Origin of the sequence: Streptomyces sp. NPDC007945 (assembly GCF_042958885.1) — a bacterium.
GTDB lineage: Bacteria > Actinomycetota > Actinomycetes > Streptomycetales > Streptomycetaceae > Streptomyces.
In genome coordinates, this window is record NZ_JBIBJV010000006.1 from 389,771 (window position 1) to 408,215 (window position 18,445).

An 18,445-nucleotide genomic window follows, 5' to 3' on the forward strand; every position below is an offset into this window, starting at 1 on the left:
CGACTGACATCGTCGCGATGTCCCCCCGGCCCCACCGAAGGCCCCGTCACCAGTGGAAGGCGTCCATGCGCGAGCCTGTCAACCGGACCATCCTGCTCCTCGACATCGAGAAGTTCAGCCGTCGCGACGACGTGGTGCAGGCCGTGCTCCGGCGCCGTCTGAACCATCTCGTCGACCGGACGCTGGAGGCGGCCGGCGTCGAGCCCACCCAGCAGTACCGCGAGGACCGGGGCGACGGCCTGATCGTGCTCCTCAGCGGCGACGTCGCCAAGACCGCCCTGCTGCGCGCCCTCCTCACCACCGCCCCCGACCTGCTCCATGAGCACAACCTGCTCGCCTCGGACAGCGCGCAGATGCGCCTGCGGATGGTCCTCGCCTCCGGCGAGGTCGCCCACGACCCCCACGCCAGGACCACCGGCGGCATCGTGGGCCACGACCTCAACCAGGCCTGCCGGCTGCTCGACGCCGACGTCCTGCGCGCGGCGCTCGCCGCCCGCCCCCGCGAGCACGCCGTCCTCGCCGTCAGCGCGCCCGTCTACGAGGGCATCGTCCGGCACGGGCACCGGGGCGTCAGGCCGGAGCTCTTCCGGCCCGCCGACGTGGAGGTGAAGGACGGCGTGCTGGCCGCGTGGATCCACCAGGGGGACGCGCAGCCGGCGGGCCCCGGGCCGGCGCGGGCGGCGGAGGCGGCGGCCGCGCCCGGTCCCGTACCGCGCCCGTCGTCGGCCGAGGCCGCCCCGCCTTCCCCCGAGCCGGAGGAGAAGACGGAGCCGGAGCCGGAGCCGGAGCCGAAGGCGAAGCCGGAGCCCGAGCCGGAGGCCGCGCGGTCCGCGCCCGTCTTCCACTTCCACGGCAACCCCGTCGTCCACGGCTCCTTCGTCGCCGGGAACCAGCACGGCGTCAGCGGCGGCACCGTCCACGGCGACGTCGTCCTCGGCGGCACCGAAGGGAGCCCGGCATGAGCACCCCCCAGGAGCAGCCCCCCGCCCCCGGCGAGCCGGGCGCGGCACCGCCGTACGCGGCGACCGCCGCCCCGCCGCCGGCCGAGGGCGCGCCCGCCGCCGACGGCGGCACGGCGACGGAGGACGACGGCACCGACGCCGAGACCGAGACCGAGTACGCCTGGCACTCCCGCCGCGACCTCTACCGCCACAGTCCCGGCTTCATGCTCGGCCACTCCGCCCGCATCGGCGGCTCCGTCGTCGCGGGGGACCAGCACGGGGTGAGCGGCGGCCACGTCACCGGCGACGTCGTCCTCGGCGGCAAGGTGGTCGAGTACCACCTCGGCGGTGACACCGAGGAGCGCTCCGGCGAGATCCCCGCCGCCGAAGTCGAGCACCTGGCCCGGCACTTCGTACGGCCGCGCGCGGAAGAGCGGGACGGTGACGGCGACGGGGAGGGGCGGGGGGAGGAGGACGGACCGTTCGGGCGCGCGCTCGACGTGCTGAGGACGCACCGCGTCGTGATCCTCTCCGGACCCGCCACCACCGGCCGCCGCACCGCCGCCCTGATGCTGCTCCGCGAGGCCGGCGCCCGCTCCTACCGCGCCCTCGACCCGGGGCTCGGCGCCGGCCGCCTCGCCGGTGAACTCCGCGACGGCTGCGGCCACTTCGTCGCCGACTTCGCCGCCACCCCCGAGCGCCCCCTGCTCGAACACCATCTGCGCGCCCTCGGCGAACGGCTCCGGGCCACCGACGGCCACCTCGTCCTCGTCACCGGACCGCACCCCGTCGTCCCCGCCGGCACCGGCCACGTGGCGTGGCGTCCGCCCGAGCCCGAGGCCCTCCTCGCCGGACACCTGCGCACCAAGGACCTCGCCGGCCGGGACGTCGCCGAACTCCTCGGACTCGCCGAGGTCAAGGCCGTCCTCGCCCACCACCGGCCGGTCGCCGAGACCGCCCGCTTCGCCGAGCACGTCGCCGGTCACGCCCGCGGCACCGTCACGCTCGCCGCGCTCGGCTCCTTCGGGCACGTCGCCGCCGAACGACAGGTCCGCGCCTGGTTCGACAGCGCCGAACACACCCTGCACGACAAGGCGTTCCTGATCGCCCTCGCCACCTTCGACGAGGCCCCCTACCCCCTCACCGCCGAACTCGGCGACAGCCTGTACGGACTCCTCCAGCGCATCGAGAACCCCGGCGAACCGGCCCGCATCCCCGTCTTCGGCACCTCCAGCGCCCAGCGCGTCGAACAGGCCCTCGCCGAGCGGTACCAGGAGCCGGAGCAGACCGAGTGGGGACCGGTGCTCCAGACCAAGGTCCAGTTCCGCGACAAGCTCACCGCGCTCACCCTGCTCCGCGAGGTCTGGACCGGCCACCCCTCGTCCCGTCCCGCCCTCGTCCGGTGGCTGCGGCTGCTCGCCGACGACCCCCGACCCGTCGTCCGCACCCGGGCCGCCGCCACCGCCGCCGTCATGGCACAGGCCGACCTGCCGTCCGCGATGGCCCTCCTCGTACGAGGCTGGGCCGGCGACCGCAGGCTGCGGGCCCGGCTCGCCGCCGCCAACGCGCTCGCCCTCGCCCACCACCTCGGCGCCCCGCACGTCTCCCGGATCCTCGCCGAGTGGTGCACCGCCTCCGACCACCGGCTGCGCTGGACCGCGGTCCGCGCCTACGCCCTCGTCGGCGACGCCTTCCCCCACGAGGCCCTGCTCGCCCTGACCGAGGCCGTACGGCGCATGGAGGCGCGCGGCGGGCCGGTCCGCGGCTGGGCGGAGGAACGCGACGAGCTCGCCCAGTCCGCCGCCGCCCTCCTCCTCGCGGGCGGACAGGAGGCGGCCGGCCGGGGCGACTGGGGCGCCGCCGCCGACCTGTGGGCCGACCTCCCGGGCCTCGCCCGCGGCACCACCCGCGACTTCGTGCTGCGCACCCTGGTGCACGCCTGCGGCCCCACCGACGGCCCCGACGGCTTCGGCCGCCCGCTGCTGCTCGACCTGTTCGGCCGGGCCGACCCCACCCCCGGCACGGACGGCGCGGCCCTGCGCCAGGACCTCGCCGCGCTCTGGCGCAGCGTCCTCAACGACCCCGTCTGCTCGGCGTCCGGGCTCAACGTGCTGCGCACCTGGGTGCGGGCCGCGGACACCGACCCGGGCGCCGAGACCGCGCTCGCCGGACTGCTGCCGCTCCTCGCCGTCTCCGTCGAGGACCACCGCCGGATCGCCTACCTCCTGGAGAACCTGCGGGCCGAACCGGTGGACACCGCCCTCGGCCCCGTGCCGGTGGCGGTCGCCCTCCGGCTGCGCGACGCCCTCACCGGAGCGCGGCCCGCCGCCCCCACCGGTCCTTCCGACCCCTCCGGCCCCTCGTACGAACCGTTCCAAGGAGCAGCGTCACGATGATGAACCAGCCGCCCCAGTGGCAGCAGGACGCCCACCGCCACACCGTCCTCGTCGATCCCGTGATCACCATCCAGGAGCTGTCCCGCTTCAAGCCGCTGCGGGCCACCCGGATCGACCACGCGCTCGTCTTCACCACCGCGCAGGGCGCGCTCGACGCCTTCCCGCCGCCGAGCCGCCCCAGCCGCACCGAGCTCGCCACCCGCCGCTGGACCAGCGTGTACGAGGTCGACACCGGGCGCCACGAGGCGACCGCCGTGCTCGCGCTCGCCAGCCAGAACGACGCCTTCCTCTTCGAGGTCTCGCTCGACTGCACCTGGCAGGTGACCGACCCGGCCGCGTTCGTCGCCAGCGGGGAGCGCAACGTACCCGCCCTCGTGCAGCGTTCCGTCGAGCAGATCCTCCGGCCGGTGCTCCGCGGCTACGCCATGGAGGACAGCGCCGCCGCCGAACTCCACGCCCGCAAGGCCCTCGAAAGCGCCGGACCCGTCGGCGCCCGAGCCGGGCTCGCGGTCCACTGCGGCCTCCAGATCCGGCGCGACGAGGCCACCCTCGAACAGGCCCGGCGGCTGCGGGAGATCGAGTTCGCCCGGCAGCAGCTCGAACCCCAGCACGTCCTCCTCATGCGCGAGGACGAACTGGCCGCGGAGCGCGCCCTGGCGCAGGGCCGGCAGCAGCACCAGGTCGAGCTCGAACGGCAGGCCCTCGACCACGAGCGCCGGGTCGCGCGCGGGAACCAGGAGCTCGAACTCCAGGCGATCGAGGCGCAGAAGATCGACTTCTACACGTACTACCTGGAGCGCGGCGGCCCCGCCGCCATGGCCTTCCAGCTCGCCCGGCACCCCGAGGACACCCGCCTCGTCATGGAGAACCTGCGGGCCGACCAGCTCCGGCTGATGGACAACCAGCTCAACGTCGCCCTCCAGGCGCTCGGCGGCGGGCCCGGCGGCCTGGAGGAGCACCAGATGGACGAACCGCGGCGGCTCGCGGCGAACGTCATGAAGGAGGTCCTCAGCGCCAAGCTGTACCAGGGAGGGGACCGGCAGCTGCCACCCGGCGCGACCGGGCCGACGGCCCCGGAGGCGGGGCCGGTCCCGCCCCAGGCCCCGCCGCCGCCCGCCGAGCACGCGGAGCGGGCCGGGACCGGGGGGACCGGCGGGGCCGGCGAGGACGGCGGGACCGGCGAGGTCTTCGGCTACCCGGCGCCCCCGAGGCCGCCGCGATGAGCGCCGACCCGCAGCCGCCGACGACGCCCGCCCCGGTGCCGGGGCGGCGCACGGCCGAACGGCTCCTCGCGGAACTGCGCCTGGAGGCCGCCCGCGCCGACACCAAGGGCTCCGTGCTCGTGGCCGCACAGGGCATGGCCGCGGCCGCGCTCGTGGGCGTGCTCGCCGTACGCGGCTGGCACCCCACGCAGCTCGCGGTCCCGGGCCAGATCATGTGGTGGACGGGCGCCGTCTGCTTCCTCGTCTCCCTGGTCGCCCTGCTGATGGCCGTCGTCCCGCGCTACCGAGCCGTCGACTGGAGCCCCGGCGCGCCGCTCACCCACTTCGCCGACATCCGGGGCGCCGCGCGCCACGGCCGGGCGGTCCTGGAGGAAGCGCTGCGGGAGACCGACCGTTCACCGGACTCCGCCGTCCTCACCTCCCTCATCGAGAACAGCCGGATCGTCTCGATCAAGTACGGCTGGCTGCGCGCCGGAATGGCCGGCTTCACCGTGGCCCTGGTCCTCCTCCCGGGCGCCCTCCTGACCGGCTGACCCCTCGCCCCACCCACCCCAGGAGCCCCACCATGTCCGACCCCACACCCCCGGACCCGCCCTTCCACCCGGGCAACACCGCCCCCGCACACCCGGCGGGCGCGCCTCCGCGGTACCCGGGGGAGCCGGCCCCGGCGTATCCGGAAAGCGTGCCCCCGCCACGCCGGGGCGATGTGCTGCTGCCGTTCCCGGGGGAAGCGCCTCCGCCGTATCCGGGGGAAGCACCTCCGCCGTATCCGGGCGAGACGCCCGCCAAGCACCCCGAGACGGCCCCGCCCGCGTACCCGGGCGACGCCCTTCCCGCGTCTCCGGAGCCGGGCCCGCCGGCGTATCCGGTGGACGCCCCCCCGGCGTACCCGGGTGAGGAGCTCCCGGCGTACCCGGAGGATGTCCCCCCTGCGTACCCGGAGGACGTGCCCCCTACGTACCCGGCTGAGGCGCCTCCGTCGTATCCGGAGGGCGTGGCCCCTGTGTACCCGGGTGAGGCGCCCCCGGCGTACCCGGAGGACGTCCCCCCGGCGGACCCGGCTGAGGAGGCCCCGCCGTATGCCGGTGAGGCGCCTCCGCCGTACCCCCTTGAGGCGGCGCCCCCGCCGTACCCGGGCCCTCCGTCCCCCGGGCCCGCCGGGCCGTCGGCCGGCGGGGTCGGCCAGGCCGGTTCGGCCGGACCGGCCGTCGGGGGAGCTCCGCCGTCCGCGGTACCCGGTCGGGAGGCGGTGCCGGGAGCGTCGCCCGTTCCGCCGCCCCTGCCCGTGCCGGCCGCTCCCGTTCCACCCCTTCCCCCCGCTCCGCCCGTTCTTTCCGCCCCGTACGGAGGCGGGTTCGGCGGCGACGACCGGGACGATCTCGCACTGGACACCGGGCGGCGGATGGTGAAGGCGCGTCAGCGAGGCGTCGACGGGGCCGCGTTGTCGCATCTGCTGCTGACCGTGCCGATCGGGCTCGTCAGCCTCGCGGTCGTCACCTTCGCGTCGGCGGTGGTCCACGTCGCGCTCGGAGTCGTGGTGCCGATCGCCTGGCTGCTCTCCGGGCCGCTCGTCTTCAACCGGCGGGTCGAAACGGCCATCGCGCAGCGGATGTTCGGGATGCGGCGGCCGTCGCCGGAGGAGGCGCGGCGGCTCGACGTGGTGTGGGAGCAGGTCACCCGGCGCGCGGGGGTCGACCGGGAGAACTACGAACTCTGGATCCAGGAGCGGGCCGAGCTCAACGCGACCGCGGCCGCGGGCCACATCGTGGCCGTCACCCGGCACGCGCTGGACCGGCTGTCCAACACGCGGCTCGCCGCGGTGCTCGCGCACGAGCTGGGGCACCACGTGGGCGGGCACACCTGGGCCGCGATGCTGGCCGACTGGTACGCGATGCCGGCCCGCGTGGCCGGACGGCTGACCCTCGCGCTGATCGTGTTCCTCTTCGGGGTCGGGAACAGGGCGGGGTTCGCCTGCGGAGGCTGCCTCACCCTGATGATCGGCTGGTTCCTCTTCCAGCTCACCGTCGTCCAGGGCATGTGGTGGCTGGTGGTGCCGGTCACGGTCGCGCCGCTGCTCGTGGCGTGGCTCCACCGCCACGCCGAGTTCAAGGCGGACGCCTACGCCGTGGGCCTCGGTTTCGGGGAGGCGCTGGAGGACGTCCTCGTACGGGAGGGGCGGGGCGAGGCGGCGGCGGAGCTGCCGCCCGGGGCGGTGCCGCCGGCGACACCGGCCCCGACCACACCGGTCCCGGCGGTGCCGACGGCGGCCGTGCCGGACGGCGCCGGGCCCGCCCCCCGGTCCGCCCACGCCAACGTCGAGGCCCGGCTGCGCAACGTACGGCACGTCATGAGCGGGCAGTCGCCCCGTTGAGAGCCCGGTCCGGCGGCCGTGCGCGGGGGGCATGGCCGCCGGACCGATCCGCCCGGTCGGGGACGGCGGGTCAGCGGAGGACGGACGAGAAGGAGTCCAGCTGGATCCAGGTGACCGGGTTGGACGACTGGGGGCCGTACACCTTGAGGGCGCGGGCCGTGTTCGCCTCGACGCGGATCGCGTTGATGCCCAGGTTGTTGTTGCGCGGCACGACGCCGCGGGTCAGCTTGGGCGGCACGATCGTGGCCGGCAGCGTACCGAGGGTGGCGTCGGCGGTGAGGTTGCAGCTGAGGGTGCCGCGCAGCTGGAGGAACTCGGTGCCGGCGAGGCGGATGACCCGCGCCTGGAGCGGGGCGGCGGCGTCGGGGGTGATCCCGGCCGCCGGGGTGATGGCGGTCCAGTCGACGACGGTCTGGCAGCCGTCGAGGCCCTCCGCGGCCGCCGGCGCGGCCGTGGCGAGCGGGACGGCGACGGCGGCGACGGGCGCGGCGAGCGCGGCGGTGAGCAGGGAACGGCGGCTGGTCGACGCCGAGGGCGACGTGTTCATCAAGTGATCCTTCGGGAAAGGGGGGTGGAACGGCGACGGGGGAGGCGGGCGGGTCAGCGCCAGGCGACGGAGACGCCGTCCAGGTCGATCCAGGTGATCGCGTTGTCGGCGTAGGCGCCGTACGCCCACAGCTCGCCGCGGATGTTCGCCTCGACGCGGCACACGCAGCGCCCGGTGTTGTTGTTCCGCGGCACGTTCTGCCGGGTCTGCCGGGTCGGGCGGAGCCGGTGCGGCAGGGTCGCGATCCTGCCGTCCTCGGTGAGGTTGCACGTCAGGGTGCCGCGCAGCTGGAGGTACGTGGTGCCGGCGAGGGCGACGAGCCGGCCGCGCGGGCGCTCGGTGCCCGCGGTGACGCCGGTCGCGAGCGTCAGGTCCTCCCAGTCGGCGAGCACCTTCACGCCGTCGACTGCGGGCTTCGTCGGGTACCAGCAGACCGTGACGTCCCGCGAACCCGTCGTGCCGGGCACGGTGTTGCTGAAGCCGAACAGCAGCCGGGTCTCCTGCGTCGCCGGATCGACCTCGACCGCCACGCCCTCCGGCTCGCGCCGCTCCAGGCCGTCCGCGCCGGTGACGACCTGCCGGTCGAGGCGCTGCCCGGTCGCCCAGTCGTACGAGGTCATGAAGGCGATGCCGGGGAAGGCGCTCGGCACCGTGTCCGGGTACGTCTTCGCGTCGTACGGCGCCCAGTGGTACGCGTACAGCACGTCCCCCAGCGTCTGGTAGCCCTGCGAGGTGAGGGTCTTCTCCAGCGGGTACGGGGACGGCACGGCCGGCGTGACGTCCTCGCCGGCCGGCATGACGAAGGTCGTGCCGACGGGCGTCCAGTCGCCGGTGGCGGCCAGGTTCGCGTCGTACCGGGTGAAGTGTCGCTTTCCGTCCTTGTGGTACATGACGGTGAGCAGGCCGGTGGTCGGGTCGAACGAGGGACCCGTGCCCGCCGTGGAGCCCGGCGGGGTGAACTTCTGCGCCGTCGGGATCGCCGCCGCGTCCAGCACTCCGCCCGCCACGAACTTGAACCGGGTCACGCTCTTCCCGAACGCGACGCCGCTGCTGGTGACGTGCACCGGACCGCACTCGGTCCACAGGTGGCTGTCCGCCCCCACGGGCTGGCAGCCCATCGAGAGCCCGTGGCCGAAGCCCTTCAGCCGCATGGAGCCGGTGACCGCGCCCGTCGTGCGGTCGATCCGGTTCAGGTACATGTTGCCGGAGTCCCCCGGCGCGGTGGCCGACGACTCCAGCTGGAGCACGAAGACGTGCCCGTTGACGGTGTCGGTGGCTATCGCCTGCGGAGCGGGGCCCTGCACCAGGTCCACCGTCTGGATGAGCCTGCCGGTGACACCCGACAGGTCGACGCCGTTGGCGTCCGTGAATCCCATGTTCTCTCTCCCCCGCGGGTCCCCTCCGGACCCGCGTCCCGCAGATCATCACACGAGGGATCCGGCGTCCGACGGCGAGGGCCGGGCGGCCCGGGGCCGGCCCCACGCCCCTCTGTTACGTTGACGGGCGCCACCGGCAGCCCCCTGCGAGAGGAAGCGACCCACCATGGCCCTCATCCACCGGACCACCATGCGGCCGACCAAGCTGGAGCTCCTCGCCGACTGGCTGCCGACCCGTGCCTGGTACGCCGCCGGACCGCACGCCCCTCGGCCGGTGAAGGCCGGCGGGTTCCGCCTCGACGACCCCGAGGGCGAGGTCGGGGTCGAGTTCATGGTCGTCACCGACGGCGAGGGCCCGGACGCCGTCGCGTACCTCGTGCCGATGACGTACCGGGGCAAACCGCTCGACGGTGCCGAGCAGGCCCTCATCGGCACCTCCGAGCACGGTGTCCTCGGCACCCGCTGGATCTACGACGGCGCCCACGACCCGGTCCTCGTCGGCACCCTGTACGCCCTCCTCGCCGGGCGTGCCGTCCCCCAGCAGCAGTCCGTCAGCGACGCCGTCGACCCGACCGTCGCCGCCGTCCTCGACGCCTCGGCCGTCACCCCCGGGGACCCCGAGCCGCTCGGCGCCGTCGACGCCGCGGGCCACACCGACATCCGCGTCCGCGCGGGCGACGGCGCCGAGCCCCTCACCCTGCGCCTCCGGCGCGTCCTGCGGCCGGCCGCCGAGGGCGGGGACGACACCGCCCTCGGCACCGTCACCGCCGAGTGGACGCCCGCCGGCCCGGAGAACAGCCCCGAAAGGACCCCCGTACGAGGCGCGTTCGTGACCGTCCACCGCCCCTGAGGCGGGGCAGGCCCGGGTTCAGGGGCGCAGCGCCGTCGCCAGCTGGGCGCGGGAACGGACGTCCAGCTTCTGGTAGATGCGGGTCAGGCGGGCCTCCACGGTCTTCACGCTGAGGAAGAGCTTGGCCGCCGCCTCCTGGTTGGAGGCCCCCTGGCCCACGAGCCGGGCCAGCCGCAGCTCCGCCTCGGTCAGCGAGGCCAGCGCCGGGGCGGTCTCGTCGCCGCCCGGCGCCGCGCCCGGAAGCTCACCGGCCGGCGCCTCCGTGGCCAGCGCCAGCCACGGCGCCGCCCCCGCCCGCTCGAAGATCGTGGCCGCCGCGTGCAGCGCGGTCTGCGCCGCCGAACGCCGCCGCCGCTTGCGCTCCACCCGGGCCAGCGCCATCAGCGCCCGCCCCTGCTCCAGCGGCAGCCCCGCCTCCGCGAACCGGCCCGCCGTCCCGGTCAGCAGCTCCGCCGCCTCGTCGGTCCGGCCCTCCGCCGCCAGGCACAGCGCCTGCGCCCGGTCGCAGCCCAGGAGAACCGTGGTACGGCCCAGGCGGCGGGCGACCGGACGGACCTCGGCGAGCACCGCGAGCGCTTCCTCCACGGCGTCGTGCGCGAGCAGCGCCTCCGCCAACTCCTCGTGCCAGCGCAGCATCGACGGGTCGACGGTCGACTGCGCCCGCTCGTCGGTCTGCACCCGCCGCAGCGTCTCCAGGGCCGCCGCCACGTCGCCGTTGATCAGCTGGACGCGCCCGAGGGCGTACCGGCTGCGGGAGAGGAAGACCCGGTCGCCCTCCTCCTCCGAGGCCTGCACGCTCCGGCGGGCGTAGCTGGCCGCCCGGCCCAGGCTGCCGCCGGCGGTCTCGGCGAGCGCCAGCGCGTACCAGGCGGGGCCGGGGGAGAGCCCGGCCTCCAGGGTGAGCGCCAGGGACTGGCCGGCGTGCGCGAGCGCCGCCCCGCAGGCCCCGATCCGCGACTCGACCTCCGCGAGCGTGCGGAAGAGCTCGATGGCGTCCTCGACCGAGCCGCGCCGCTGCACCAGCGGCAGCAGCGCGTTCAGCTCGTCGCGGGCGTCGACCAGCCGGTCGTCGAAAAGCGCATGACGGATGGTCAGGATCTGTGCGGCGTTCCGGATCCCCAGCGGCCGCTCCGCGAGCTCCAGTTCGCGGGCGCGGGCGAGGACCTGCTCGGCGTCGGGCCTGCCGAGCGCCCGCTCCATGCGGGCCTGCACCGTCAGCGCCTGCGCCGCCGTGCGCGGGTCGCCGACCGAGGCGGCGAGCGCCGCGGACTCCATCGCCGCCGTCCGGGAGCGCTCCGGATCGCCGTCCGCGAGCACGTACTTGACGGCGAGGCGGAGCTGCACGGCGGCCCGGAGCGCGGTCTCGCCCTCCGAGTCCTCCATGGCGTGCACGTACATGTCGTCGAGGTCGGTGAGACCCTGCCCGGCGGTGTCCAGGACCGCGAGACGGGCCCGCACCCGGTCGGTGGGGGAGGCGTCCCGGGCGAGCAGGTCCGTGGCGGCCCGCATGGCGAGGTCGGCGCGGGCGGCCCTGGCCGCCTCCTCGGCCGCGTCCACGAGGCGGGCGATCCGCCGGGCCCCGTCCCGGCCGGGCGTCGACTCGGCGGCCAGCAGAGCCAGTTCGGCGGCGAGCGCGTTGTTGCCGCGCCGCCGGGCGGTCTCCGCGGCGGCCGCCACCTCGGCGGCCAGCTCCTCGTCGGGCCGGTCGGAGGCGAGCGCCCGGTGGCGCACGGCCTCCACCGGGTCGTCCACGACCTCGGCGAGCGCCGCGTGGCCCGCGCTGCGCTCCGCCCAGCACGCGTCGTGCACCAGCGTGGAGGGCAGCAGTCCGGCGGTGAAGGCGAGCGAGCCGTCCTCGGCGAGCGACACCAGTCCGGCCCGCTCGGCCGCCGCGAGGTCCGCCTCCGCGTTGGGCCGTCCGGCGCGCCGCACCAGCGTCGCCGAGGGGCGCAGGGCCAGGGCCGCGAGCAGCAGGGTGGCCCGCACCGGCGGCGGAGCGGCGCCCAGTAGCTGCCGGGCGAGGTCGCGGGCGCGGCCGGAGAGGGTCAGCGCCTCCGCGTGGTGGACGGGCGTGCGGGCGTCGGCGAGGGAGCGGCCGACGGCGAGCGCGAGCCGCGGGTTGCCGCCGCTGGCGCGGTGGATGCGGCCGGCCATCCGGGACGGCAGCCGGTGGTGGATGAGGAGTTCCGCGATCTCGTCGGCCTGGAGCGGCGGCACGAGCAGCAGATCGGCCTCGGACGGCACCCACAGGTGCGCGGAGTGCCCCGCGCCCGGCCGGCCCGAGAGCCCGGCGGCTCCGGCGCCGGGCTCGGGCGCGTCGGCGCGGTGGGTGTCCCCGTACGGCTCCGGCGTCTCGACCGCGATCACCCGCAGGGACGGCGGAGCGAGGTGCAGGGCGAAGCGGAGCAGGTCGGTGCTGTCGGGGTCGAGGAACTCGGCGCCGTCGACGACGAGCAGCACGGGACCGCGCGAGGTCAGCACGCGCAGGATGCGGGCGATGCCCAGCCGCAGCGCGATCGGGTCCCAGCCGCCCTGCTGGATGGGGGCCTCGCGGCAGAGCATCGCGACGGCGGTGCGCTGCGGCCCCGGCAGGTCGTCGAAGACGCCGGAGGTGAACACCCCGGCGGGGAGCGCCTCGGTGGCGGCCGCCAGGCCGCCGGGGGCGGCGGCGGGCCCGGGGCCCTCCGCGGCCGCGAACCGCTCGCCGGCGCGCGGGACGGTCCCGGCGGCGCGCGGGCCGGGCCAGGCGACGGTGCTGGCGACGGAGGCCACCAGGGCGGCCGCGGCGGCGCCGGGTATCGCACGGTCGGCGGGGAGCGCCGCGAGCCACAGCACGGTCTCGCCGCGGGCCTCGGCCCGGGCGGCGGCGGCCAGGGCGACCTCCGTCTTGCCGACGCCCGCGGGGCCGGTGAGCAGGGCGCGGCCGCGTGCGTGGAGGACGGATTCGAGGCGGGCGAGCAGCTCCTCGCGCCCCACCGGGGCCGGGGGGCCGGCCGTGCCGGGAGCGCGTGCGGGCAGGGGGCCGTTCGGAACCGTCGTCACCTGGTGCCACCTCCGCCCGTGGGCCCCGCCCATGAGCCCTGCGCAGAGAATACGGAGCCCACCGCGTCCGTCCAGGGTTCGTGTCCGGCATACGGACACCCGATACCGGGCGGATAGCTTTCCGGAACCCGGCGACGCCCCCGTGGTGTAGACCACGAGGGCGCCGCTGACCAGCGGTGATGCTGGTGTGGGGGGTGGTGTCAGTTCGCTTGAGCGGAGGCTCAGAAGGTGAGACTCCAGGAGTCGATGTAGCCGGTGTCACCCGTGGCCACATCGCGGACCCGCAGCTGCCAGGTGCCGTTGGCGACCTCGCTGGAGGCGTCGACCGTGTACGTCGTGAGGACGTTGTCGGCGCTGTCCGAGCCGGAGGAGGCCTTCAGGTTGCGGACCGTGCCGTCGGGGGCGACCAGGTCGATGACCAGGTCGCCGCGCCAGGTGTGCTTGATGTCCACGCCGACCTTGAGGGTGGTGGGGGCGTTGCCGGTGCGGCCGGTGACGGCGATCGAGGAGGACACGGTGGCGTTGTCCACGATCGTCACGTCGTTCGTGTTGGTGAAGACGGTGCCCGGCTGGGTGGTGGTGCCGGTGACCGCGGTCACGGTCTTCGCCGCGTCGGCGATGCCGGTGCCGCAGCCGCCGGAGCAGGTGCCGGGCAGCGGGCGGGCGTTGCTCTTGATCGCCGACTCGATCTCGGCCGGGGTGAGCGTGCTCTTGGCCGACTTCAGGAGGGCGGCGAGGCCGGCGATGTGCGGCGCGGCCATGGAGGTGCCCTGGTAGGGCTTGTAGTTCTCCGTCGACTGGGTCGTCGTGCCCGAGTTCAGCGTGGAGTAGATCGCGTTCTCGGGGGTGGTGACGGTGCCGGGCGTGTCGGTGGCGTTGCGGGTCTCGCCGCCGGGGGCGGCCACGTCCACGAGGGTGCCGTAGTTGGAGTAGTACGACCGGGAGCCGGCGCGGTTGGTCGACGCCACGGTGATGACGTTCGAGCAGTTCGCGGGCGTGAAGCCGGAGGTGTTGGCGTTGCTGTTGCCCGCGGCGACGACGACGGTGGTGCCGCGCGAGACGGCGCCGTTGATCGCGGTCTGGTAGACGCTCGGGCAGGTGGAGCTGGCGCCGCCGAGGCTCAGGTTGATGACCTTGGCCGGCGTCGGGTTGGCCGGGACGCCCGAGACGGTGCCACCGGAGGCCCAGGTGATGGCGTCGGCGATGTCGGACGACGAGCCGCCGCACTTGCCGAGCACCCGCACGGGCTGGATCTTCGCGTTGTACGCGATGCCCGCGATGCCCTTGGTGTTGTTCGTGACGGCGCCGATGGTGCCGGCCACGTGGGTGCCGTGCCAGGAGGAGCTCGACGCCTTGGAGCCGGTGCCGCACTCGCCGTCGGTGGCGTTCCAGTCGCCCTCGTCCTTGGCGTCCGCGTCACGGCCGTTGCCGTCGCGGGCGTCGGTGGAGGTGGAGATGAAGTCGTAGCCGGCGACCACGTTGGACGCCAGGTCCGAGTGGGCCGCGTAGCCGGTGTCGATGACGGCGACGGTGACACCGGAGCCGGTCGTCTTGTCCCAGGCCGACGGCACGTTCATGCCGCCGGTGGCCTCGAAGAGGTCCCACTGCTTGGCGTAGTCGGTGTCGTTCGGGGCCACGGCCATGGCGTAGGCGCGGACGTCCGGCTCGACGGTCGCGACGGACGGGTCGGCGCGGAAGGCGGCCATGACCTCGTTCACGTCCTGCGGCGTGGCGGACTCGCCCAGGTCGACCAGGGCGCCGCCGCCGGAGAGGCGGCGCTCGAAGGAGAGCCGCTCGCCCGTCTTCGCCGCCTTCTCGGCGGTGTCGGTCTTCGCGGCCGCGTTCGAACCGGCCTCGGCGGCCTGGCTCTTGTAGGTCACGATGACCTTCTCCACCGGCGCGGTGGGGAGCGTCTGCATGCTCTGCGAAGCCGGAGCCGGAGCGGGCTTCGGCGAGGGAGCGGCCGGGGCGGCGGCGAACGCCCCGGTGGTGGTGGCAGTGGCACCGATGATCGCCGCGGTGGCGACCACGGATATGACTCTCCGCCTGGAACCGTTCAAAGTGCTGGCCCTTTCGAGTACGACGTGGTTGCGGGCAGTGGCGGCGGCGCGGGAGGCACGGTGCGGAGTGGGGTCGCGGCCGTGGTCCCTGGGCTGGGGTGCCCGTGCGCCGCCACCGGCGCCGACGGCCCGGGTCAAGGCCGTCACCGGCGGGGTCTCCCCGCATGCACCTGACAGATGTCGGATGCGATGCGGGGGATGATATCCGCCGGTGCGGAGGACAGTAGGGAACGGGAAGGTGAACGCGATACGGGGAAAACCCTTGTCGCCCCTCACCCCCCGGGGAGGGGTCCCCCCGCCGGAGCCGCCCGGAAAGCCCGAGGTCCCGGGCGCGATCCGCCCCGAGCGCCACCGATGAGCCCCCCGAGCGCCCCTCCCGTAGTCGAAGTGGCCGAATCCGACCCGTTCGCGGGCACACGAAGGGTCGCGCGAGGGGAGCGTACGCCGCCGGGCGCGAGGGCGGTGCGGGCGGGGGTGGTGGAGGGGCGAGGGGTGAGGGGCGCGCGCGATCCGGACGTCCGCATGCCGGATTCACCCACCCCACGGCTCAGGCGCCCGCCGCCCGCGTCTTCTCCCCGGCCTCAGCCGAGTTCGAGCGTCGTCACCCCGAAGACCCGCTCGCGGGCGACCGGTCGTACCGGACCCGTGTACATGCGGGCCGTCTCGAAGGTCGGCGTGAGGCCGCGTTCCTCGGCGATGCGGGCGGCGGCCGGGTTCGTGTCGGGCATGTCGACGGCGACGGACCGCGCTCCGAAGTCCCGGGCCGCCTCCGCGAGGGCGTCGAGCAGGACGGCCGCGTCCTCGGGGCCGTCCGCGAACAGCGGCCCGACGCGGGCCTCGTCCTGGCAGGGGCGGACGACGCCGTAGCCGGTCACGCGCCCGTCGACGACCCGTGCGAGCGCGCGGTGCCCCGGCGTCGCCAGCCAGGCGGAGAGGAACCGGGGCCGGTCGGCGTGGTGGCAGGCGGAGTCGTACGCCGCGAGCAGCGCGGGATCGACCCGCTCGGCCGGCACCACACCGGTCACCGGGCGCTCCGGGGGTGGGACTTCTCCGACATAGCGGGCGGTCCGGTAGGCGGTGACGAAGCCGGAGCGCCGGTAGTTGTCCTGCTGCGCCGGCACCCCGTCGAGCCCCACCGACCGTCCGCCCGCGTGGGCCAGGCCCGCCCGCCAGGTGGCGATCCCGAGGCCCCGGCCGCGCAGTTCGGGGCGGACGAGGTAGAAGCCGAGGAAGGCGTACGCCTCCCCGTAGGTGACGACGGAGACGGCGGAGACCGGCTCCCCGTCGAGCCGCCCCAGGAAGAAGCCGGCCGGGTCCTGCGCGAAGAAGGCGTCCGCGTCCGCCCGGCCGGGGTTCCAGCCCTCCTCCGCGGCCCAGGACCGCACGAGCTCCCACTCGGCGCGGGTGGCGGGGGCGACGGCGACGGTACCGGGGGAGGGGGAGGAAGAGGTCATGGCCGGCCTTCCGGGGAGGGGAGGGAGGACGGCGTGTCCCGTACGGCCGCCGTTTCGCGCCGCCGCCGGCACTCGCCCGGGGACACGCCGCCGCGCCCCGAATCGGTCAAAGCGCCTCACCGTAGCGCTCCCTGAGGGGCGACCGGGAGGGCCGTCGATCGTTTCCGGCCGGGTCGGTCCGGGCTCAGCCCACCAGGCGCAGACGGGTGTCGGCGACGGTGAGGCGGACGGTCTGGCCCCAGGTCAGGTCGAGCGCGTCGGACTCGACGCCGTCGCCGAAGGCGACCAGGCGGTCGGACTCGACGGTGACCCGCAGTCCCTGTCCGGGGCCGATGAGGCCCTCGACCCGGCTGGTGCCGGTCGTCGGCGAGGGCCACGCCTCGCGCACGAACCAGGCGAGGCGCGGGTCCGCCGGTCCGGGCAGGGCGAGGCCGCTGGAGCGCTGCTGCCACAGCGAGCGGAGCCAGCCCGTGGCGCCGGTCCCGGTCCCCGCGAGCACCCCGGAGGACGCCTGCGCCTCGGGCGCGTCGCCGTCCCCACCGCCGCCCGCCGGGGCGTCGAGGACGTAGCGGGCGGTCTGGTGGCCGGGCGGGCCCACGTAGATCTCGTTGAGCGCGAGCAGCCGCTGCCCGTCGTCGGTGGCCGCCGCGACCATGGTGAGCTCGTCGGCGGTGACCCCGGCGCCGGCCGCGTGGGGCAGCAGTCGGCGGGCGTCGTCGGGCCGGTGCCGGACGAGGACGCCGGCGTTGCGGCCCGGGTCGGCGTCGATGCCGACGACGGGCTGCCCGGCGAGGTACTTGGCGGTGTTGGCGACGAGCCCGTCCTGGCCGACGACCACGACGACGTCCTCGGGACCGAACAGGAACCTGTCCAGATCCGCGCGCTCGACCCGGGTCTGCCGCCAGGTCAGCGGGACGGCGGCGGCGACGGCCGCCAGGGCCCGCCGCGTCCGCTCGTGCCGTTCGCGGACCTCGTCGGCCGAGCGTCCGCGCGCGGCGAGGAAGAACGCGGCCTGCCCGTGCGTGCCGTGCCGGGCGAGCAGCTCCTCGTACTCCGTCCTGCGGTGCACCAGGACCGCCCGGGGCGCGAGGCTCACGCGCCCGCCCCGCCGCCGTGTCCGCCGCTGCCGCCGCCGAGCTTCGCGAGGAGGCCCGTGAGGACGTCGGGGGAGAGGGTGAGGTGGTCGATCCGGGGCAGCTGCTCGGCGGCCCGGGTGAGGGCCAGGGCCCGCAGGACGGCCGGGTCCGCGGTGGCGTGCGCCTGGAGCCAGGCCGTCTGCGCGGCGGCCCGCGCCTCGCCGACCTCCCGCGCCGCCTCGGCCTCGGCCCGGGCCAGTCGCACCTTCCGTACGGCCTCGGCCTCGGCCCGGACCGCGTCGGCGGCGGCGGACTCCTCGGCCTCGCGCCGGGCGTTGGTGCCGCGCTGCTCGACGAGCCGCTCCTCCTGGCGGGCGAGCTCGATCTTGCTGGCGAGCTCGTTCTCGGCGATGGTCCGTTCGCGCTCGACCGCGACGGCGCGGCGCTCGTACGTGGCCCGGTCGGCCTCCTGCTGGATCTGCTCGCGGGCGGGGGTGCGCAGGGCGCGCTCGACCTCGGGTTCCGGCCGGAGGGCGACGACGCGGACGGCGACCACCTCGATGCCGGTGGCGGGCAGCCGGGGCTCGGCGGCGAGTCCGTCCGTGATCCGCTCGCGCACCGCCGCCACGCCGTCCACGAGCGCCTCGGCGAGCGAGGTGCGCGCGAGGACGTCGAGGGCGTGCTGCTGGGCGGTCTCGGTGAGCAGGGTCGCGATCTGCTCCAGCGGGGTGCCGCGCCAGACGCCGGTGTCGGGGTCGATGGAGAAGTCGAGCCGGGCGGCGGCGGTCGCAGGGTCCCCGATCCGGTACGTGACGGTGGACTGCACGCTCACGTCCTGGAAGTCTGCGGTCCTCGCGTGGAAGGCCATCGCGAGTTCCCGGTCGTCCACGGGCACCTCGGAGAGCGCGGCGCTCAGCGGCCGGAACCAGAAGCTGAGACCGGCCCCGTCGTGCGCGAGCCTGCCGCCCCGCTGGTGCCGGATGTGGGCGGTGGGCGCGGAGCGGAGATGGCGCCAGCCGGCCCGACGGGTGATGTCGGCCATGAGAGAACCCCCTTGTCGTCGCTATGACGATAGGGCGCCGTGGCGTTTTTCGTCAAGGTGACGTTAA

Annotated in this window: 13 protein-coding genes; 6 read left to right on the forward strand and 7 right to left on the reverse strand. The window is 75.7% G+C overall.

Annotated features, from left to right (window positions below; all coding sequences use genetic code 11):
- Positions 1–65 precede the first annotated feature (65 nt).
- The 5 genes from ACFZCF_RS21465 to ACFZCF_RS21485 all read left to right on the forward strand — a co-directional run bounded on the left by ACFZCF_RS21465 (position 66) and on the right by ACFZCF_RS21485 (position 6,931).
- Positions 66–962 carry a hypothetical protein gene (locus tag ACFZCF_RS21465; RefSeq protein WP_391288020.1) on the forward strand — a complete coding sequence of 299 codons (897 nt, stop codon included), beginning with the start codon at positions 66–68 and terminating at the stop codon, positions 960–962.
- Positions 959–3,337: a hypothetical protein gene (locus ACFZCF_RS21470; RefSeq protein WP_388445945.1), complete on the forward strand. Its 2,379-nt coding sequence runs from the start codon at positions 959–961 to the stop codon at positions 3,335–3,337. Before ACFZCF_RS21465 ends, ACFZCF_RS21470 begins: the two co-directional genes overlap by 4 nt.
- Positions 3,334–4,560 carry a PE-PGRS family protein gene (locus ACFZCF_RS21475; protein WP_382945131.1) on the forward strand — a complete coding sequence of 409 codons (1,227 nt, stop codon included), beginning with the start codon at positions 3,334–3,336 and terminating at the stop codon, positions 4,558–4,560. Before ACFZCF_RS21470 ends, ACFZCF_RS21475 begins: the two co-directional genes overlap by 4 nt.
- Positions 4,557–5,093 (forward strand): Pycsar system effector family protein, encoded by a 537-nt coding sequence (locus ACFZCF_RS21480; protein ID WP_382945133.1) that lies wholly within the window; start codon positions 4,557–4,559, stop codon positions 5,091–5,093. Before ACFZCF_RS21475 ends, ACFZCF_RS21480 begins: the two co-directional genes overlap by 4 nt.
- A gap of 869 nt (positions 5,094–5,962) precedes the next feature.
- A complete protein-coding gene (locus tag ACFZCF_RS21485; RefSeq protein ID WP_391288023.1) occupies positions 5,963–6,931 on the forward strand; it encodes a M48 family metalloprotease in 969 nt (322 codons plus the stop codon).
- Positions 6,932–7,001: 70 nt separating this feature from the next.
- Here the strand turns inward: ACFZCF_RS21485 and ACFZCF_RS21490 are convergent, their stop codons facing one another.
- Both ACFZCF_RS21490 and ACFZCF_RS21495 read right to left on the reverse strand, forming a co-directional pair.
- Complete coding sequence (locus ACFZCF_RS21490) at positions 7,002–7,478, reverse strand: hypothetical protein (protein WP_391288025.1); 477 nt, start codon at positions 7,476–7,478, stop codon at positions 7,002–7,004.
- A gap of 53 nt (positions 7,479–7,531) precedes the next feature.
- On the reverse strand, positions 7,532–8,854 hold the full coding sequence (locus ACFZCF_RS21495) for a hypothetical protein (protein ID WP_388445958.1): 1,323 nt from the start codon (positions 8,852–8,854) through the stop codon (positions 7,532–7,534).
- 166 nt (positions 8,855–9,020) lie between these two features.
- Between ACFZCF_RS21495 and ACFZCF_RS21500 the strand changes: the two genes are divergently transcribed.
- Positions 9,021–9,704 carry a 1,4-alpha-glucan branching protein gene (locus ACFZCF_RS21500; protein ID WP_391288027.1) on the forward strand — a complete coding sequence of 228 codons (684 nt, stop codon included), beginning with the start codon at positions 9,021–9,023 and terminating at the stop codon, positions 9,702–9,704.
- A gap of 18 nt (positions 9,705–9,722) precedes the next feature.
- Here the strand turns inward: ACFZCF_RS21500 and ACFZCF_RS21505 are convergent, their stop codons facing one another.
- The 5 genes from ACFZCF_RS21505 to ACFZCF_RS21525 form a co-directional block, all read right to left on the reverse strand.
- A complete protein-coding gene (locus ACFZCF_RS21505) occupies positions 9,723–12,746 on the reverse strand; it encodes an AAA family ATPase (protein WP_391288029.1) in 3,024 nt (1,007 codons plus the stop codon).
- A gap of 221 nt (positions 12,747–12,967) precedes the next feature.
- Positions 12,968–14,665, reverse strand: a complete 1,698-nt coding sequence (locus ACFZCF_RS21510) for a S8 family serine peptidase (protein ID WP_391288254.1) — start codon at positions 14,663–14,665, stop codon at positions 12,968–12,970.
- Between the two features lie 722 nt (positions 14,666–15,387).
- Positions 15,388–16,260 carry a GNAT family N-acetyltransferase gene (locus ACFZCF_RS21515; RefSeq protein WP_391288031.1) on the reverse strand — a complete coding sequence of 291 codons (873 nt, stop codon included), beginning with the start codon at positions 16,258–16,260 and terminating at the stop codon, positions 15,388–15,390.
- Positions 16,261–16,444: 184 nt separating this feature from the next.
- Positions 16,445–17,356, reverse strand: coding sequence for a hypothetical protein (locus tag ACFZCF_RS21520; protein WP_391288032.1), 912 nt, complete (start codon positions 17,354–17,356; stop codon positions 16,445–16,447).
- Entirely contained in the window at positions 17,353–18,378 is a 1,026-nt protein-coding gene (locus tag ACFZCF_RS21525) for an SPFH domain-containing protein (RefSeq protein ID WP_388445974.1), read from the reverse strand. Before ACFZCF_RS21525 ends, ACFZCF_RS21520 begins: the two co-directional genes overlap by 4 nt.
- Positions 18,379–18,445 lie beyond the last annotated feature (67 nt).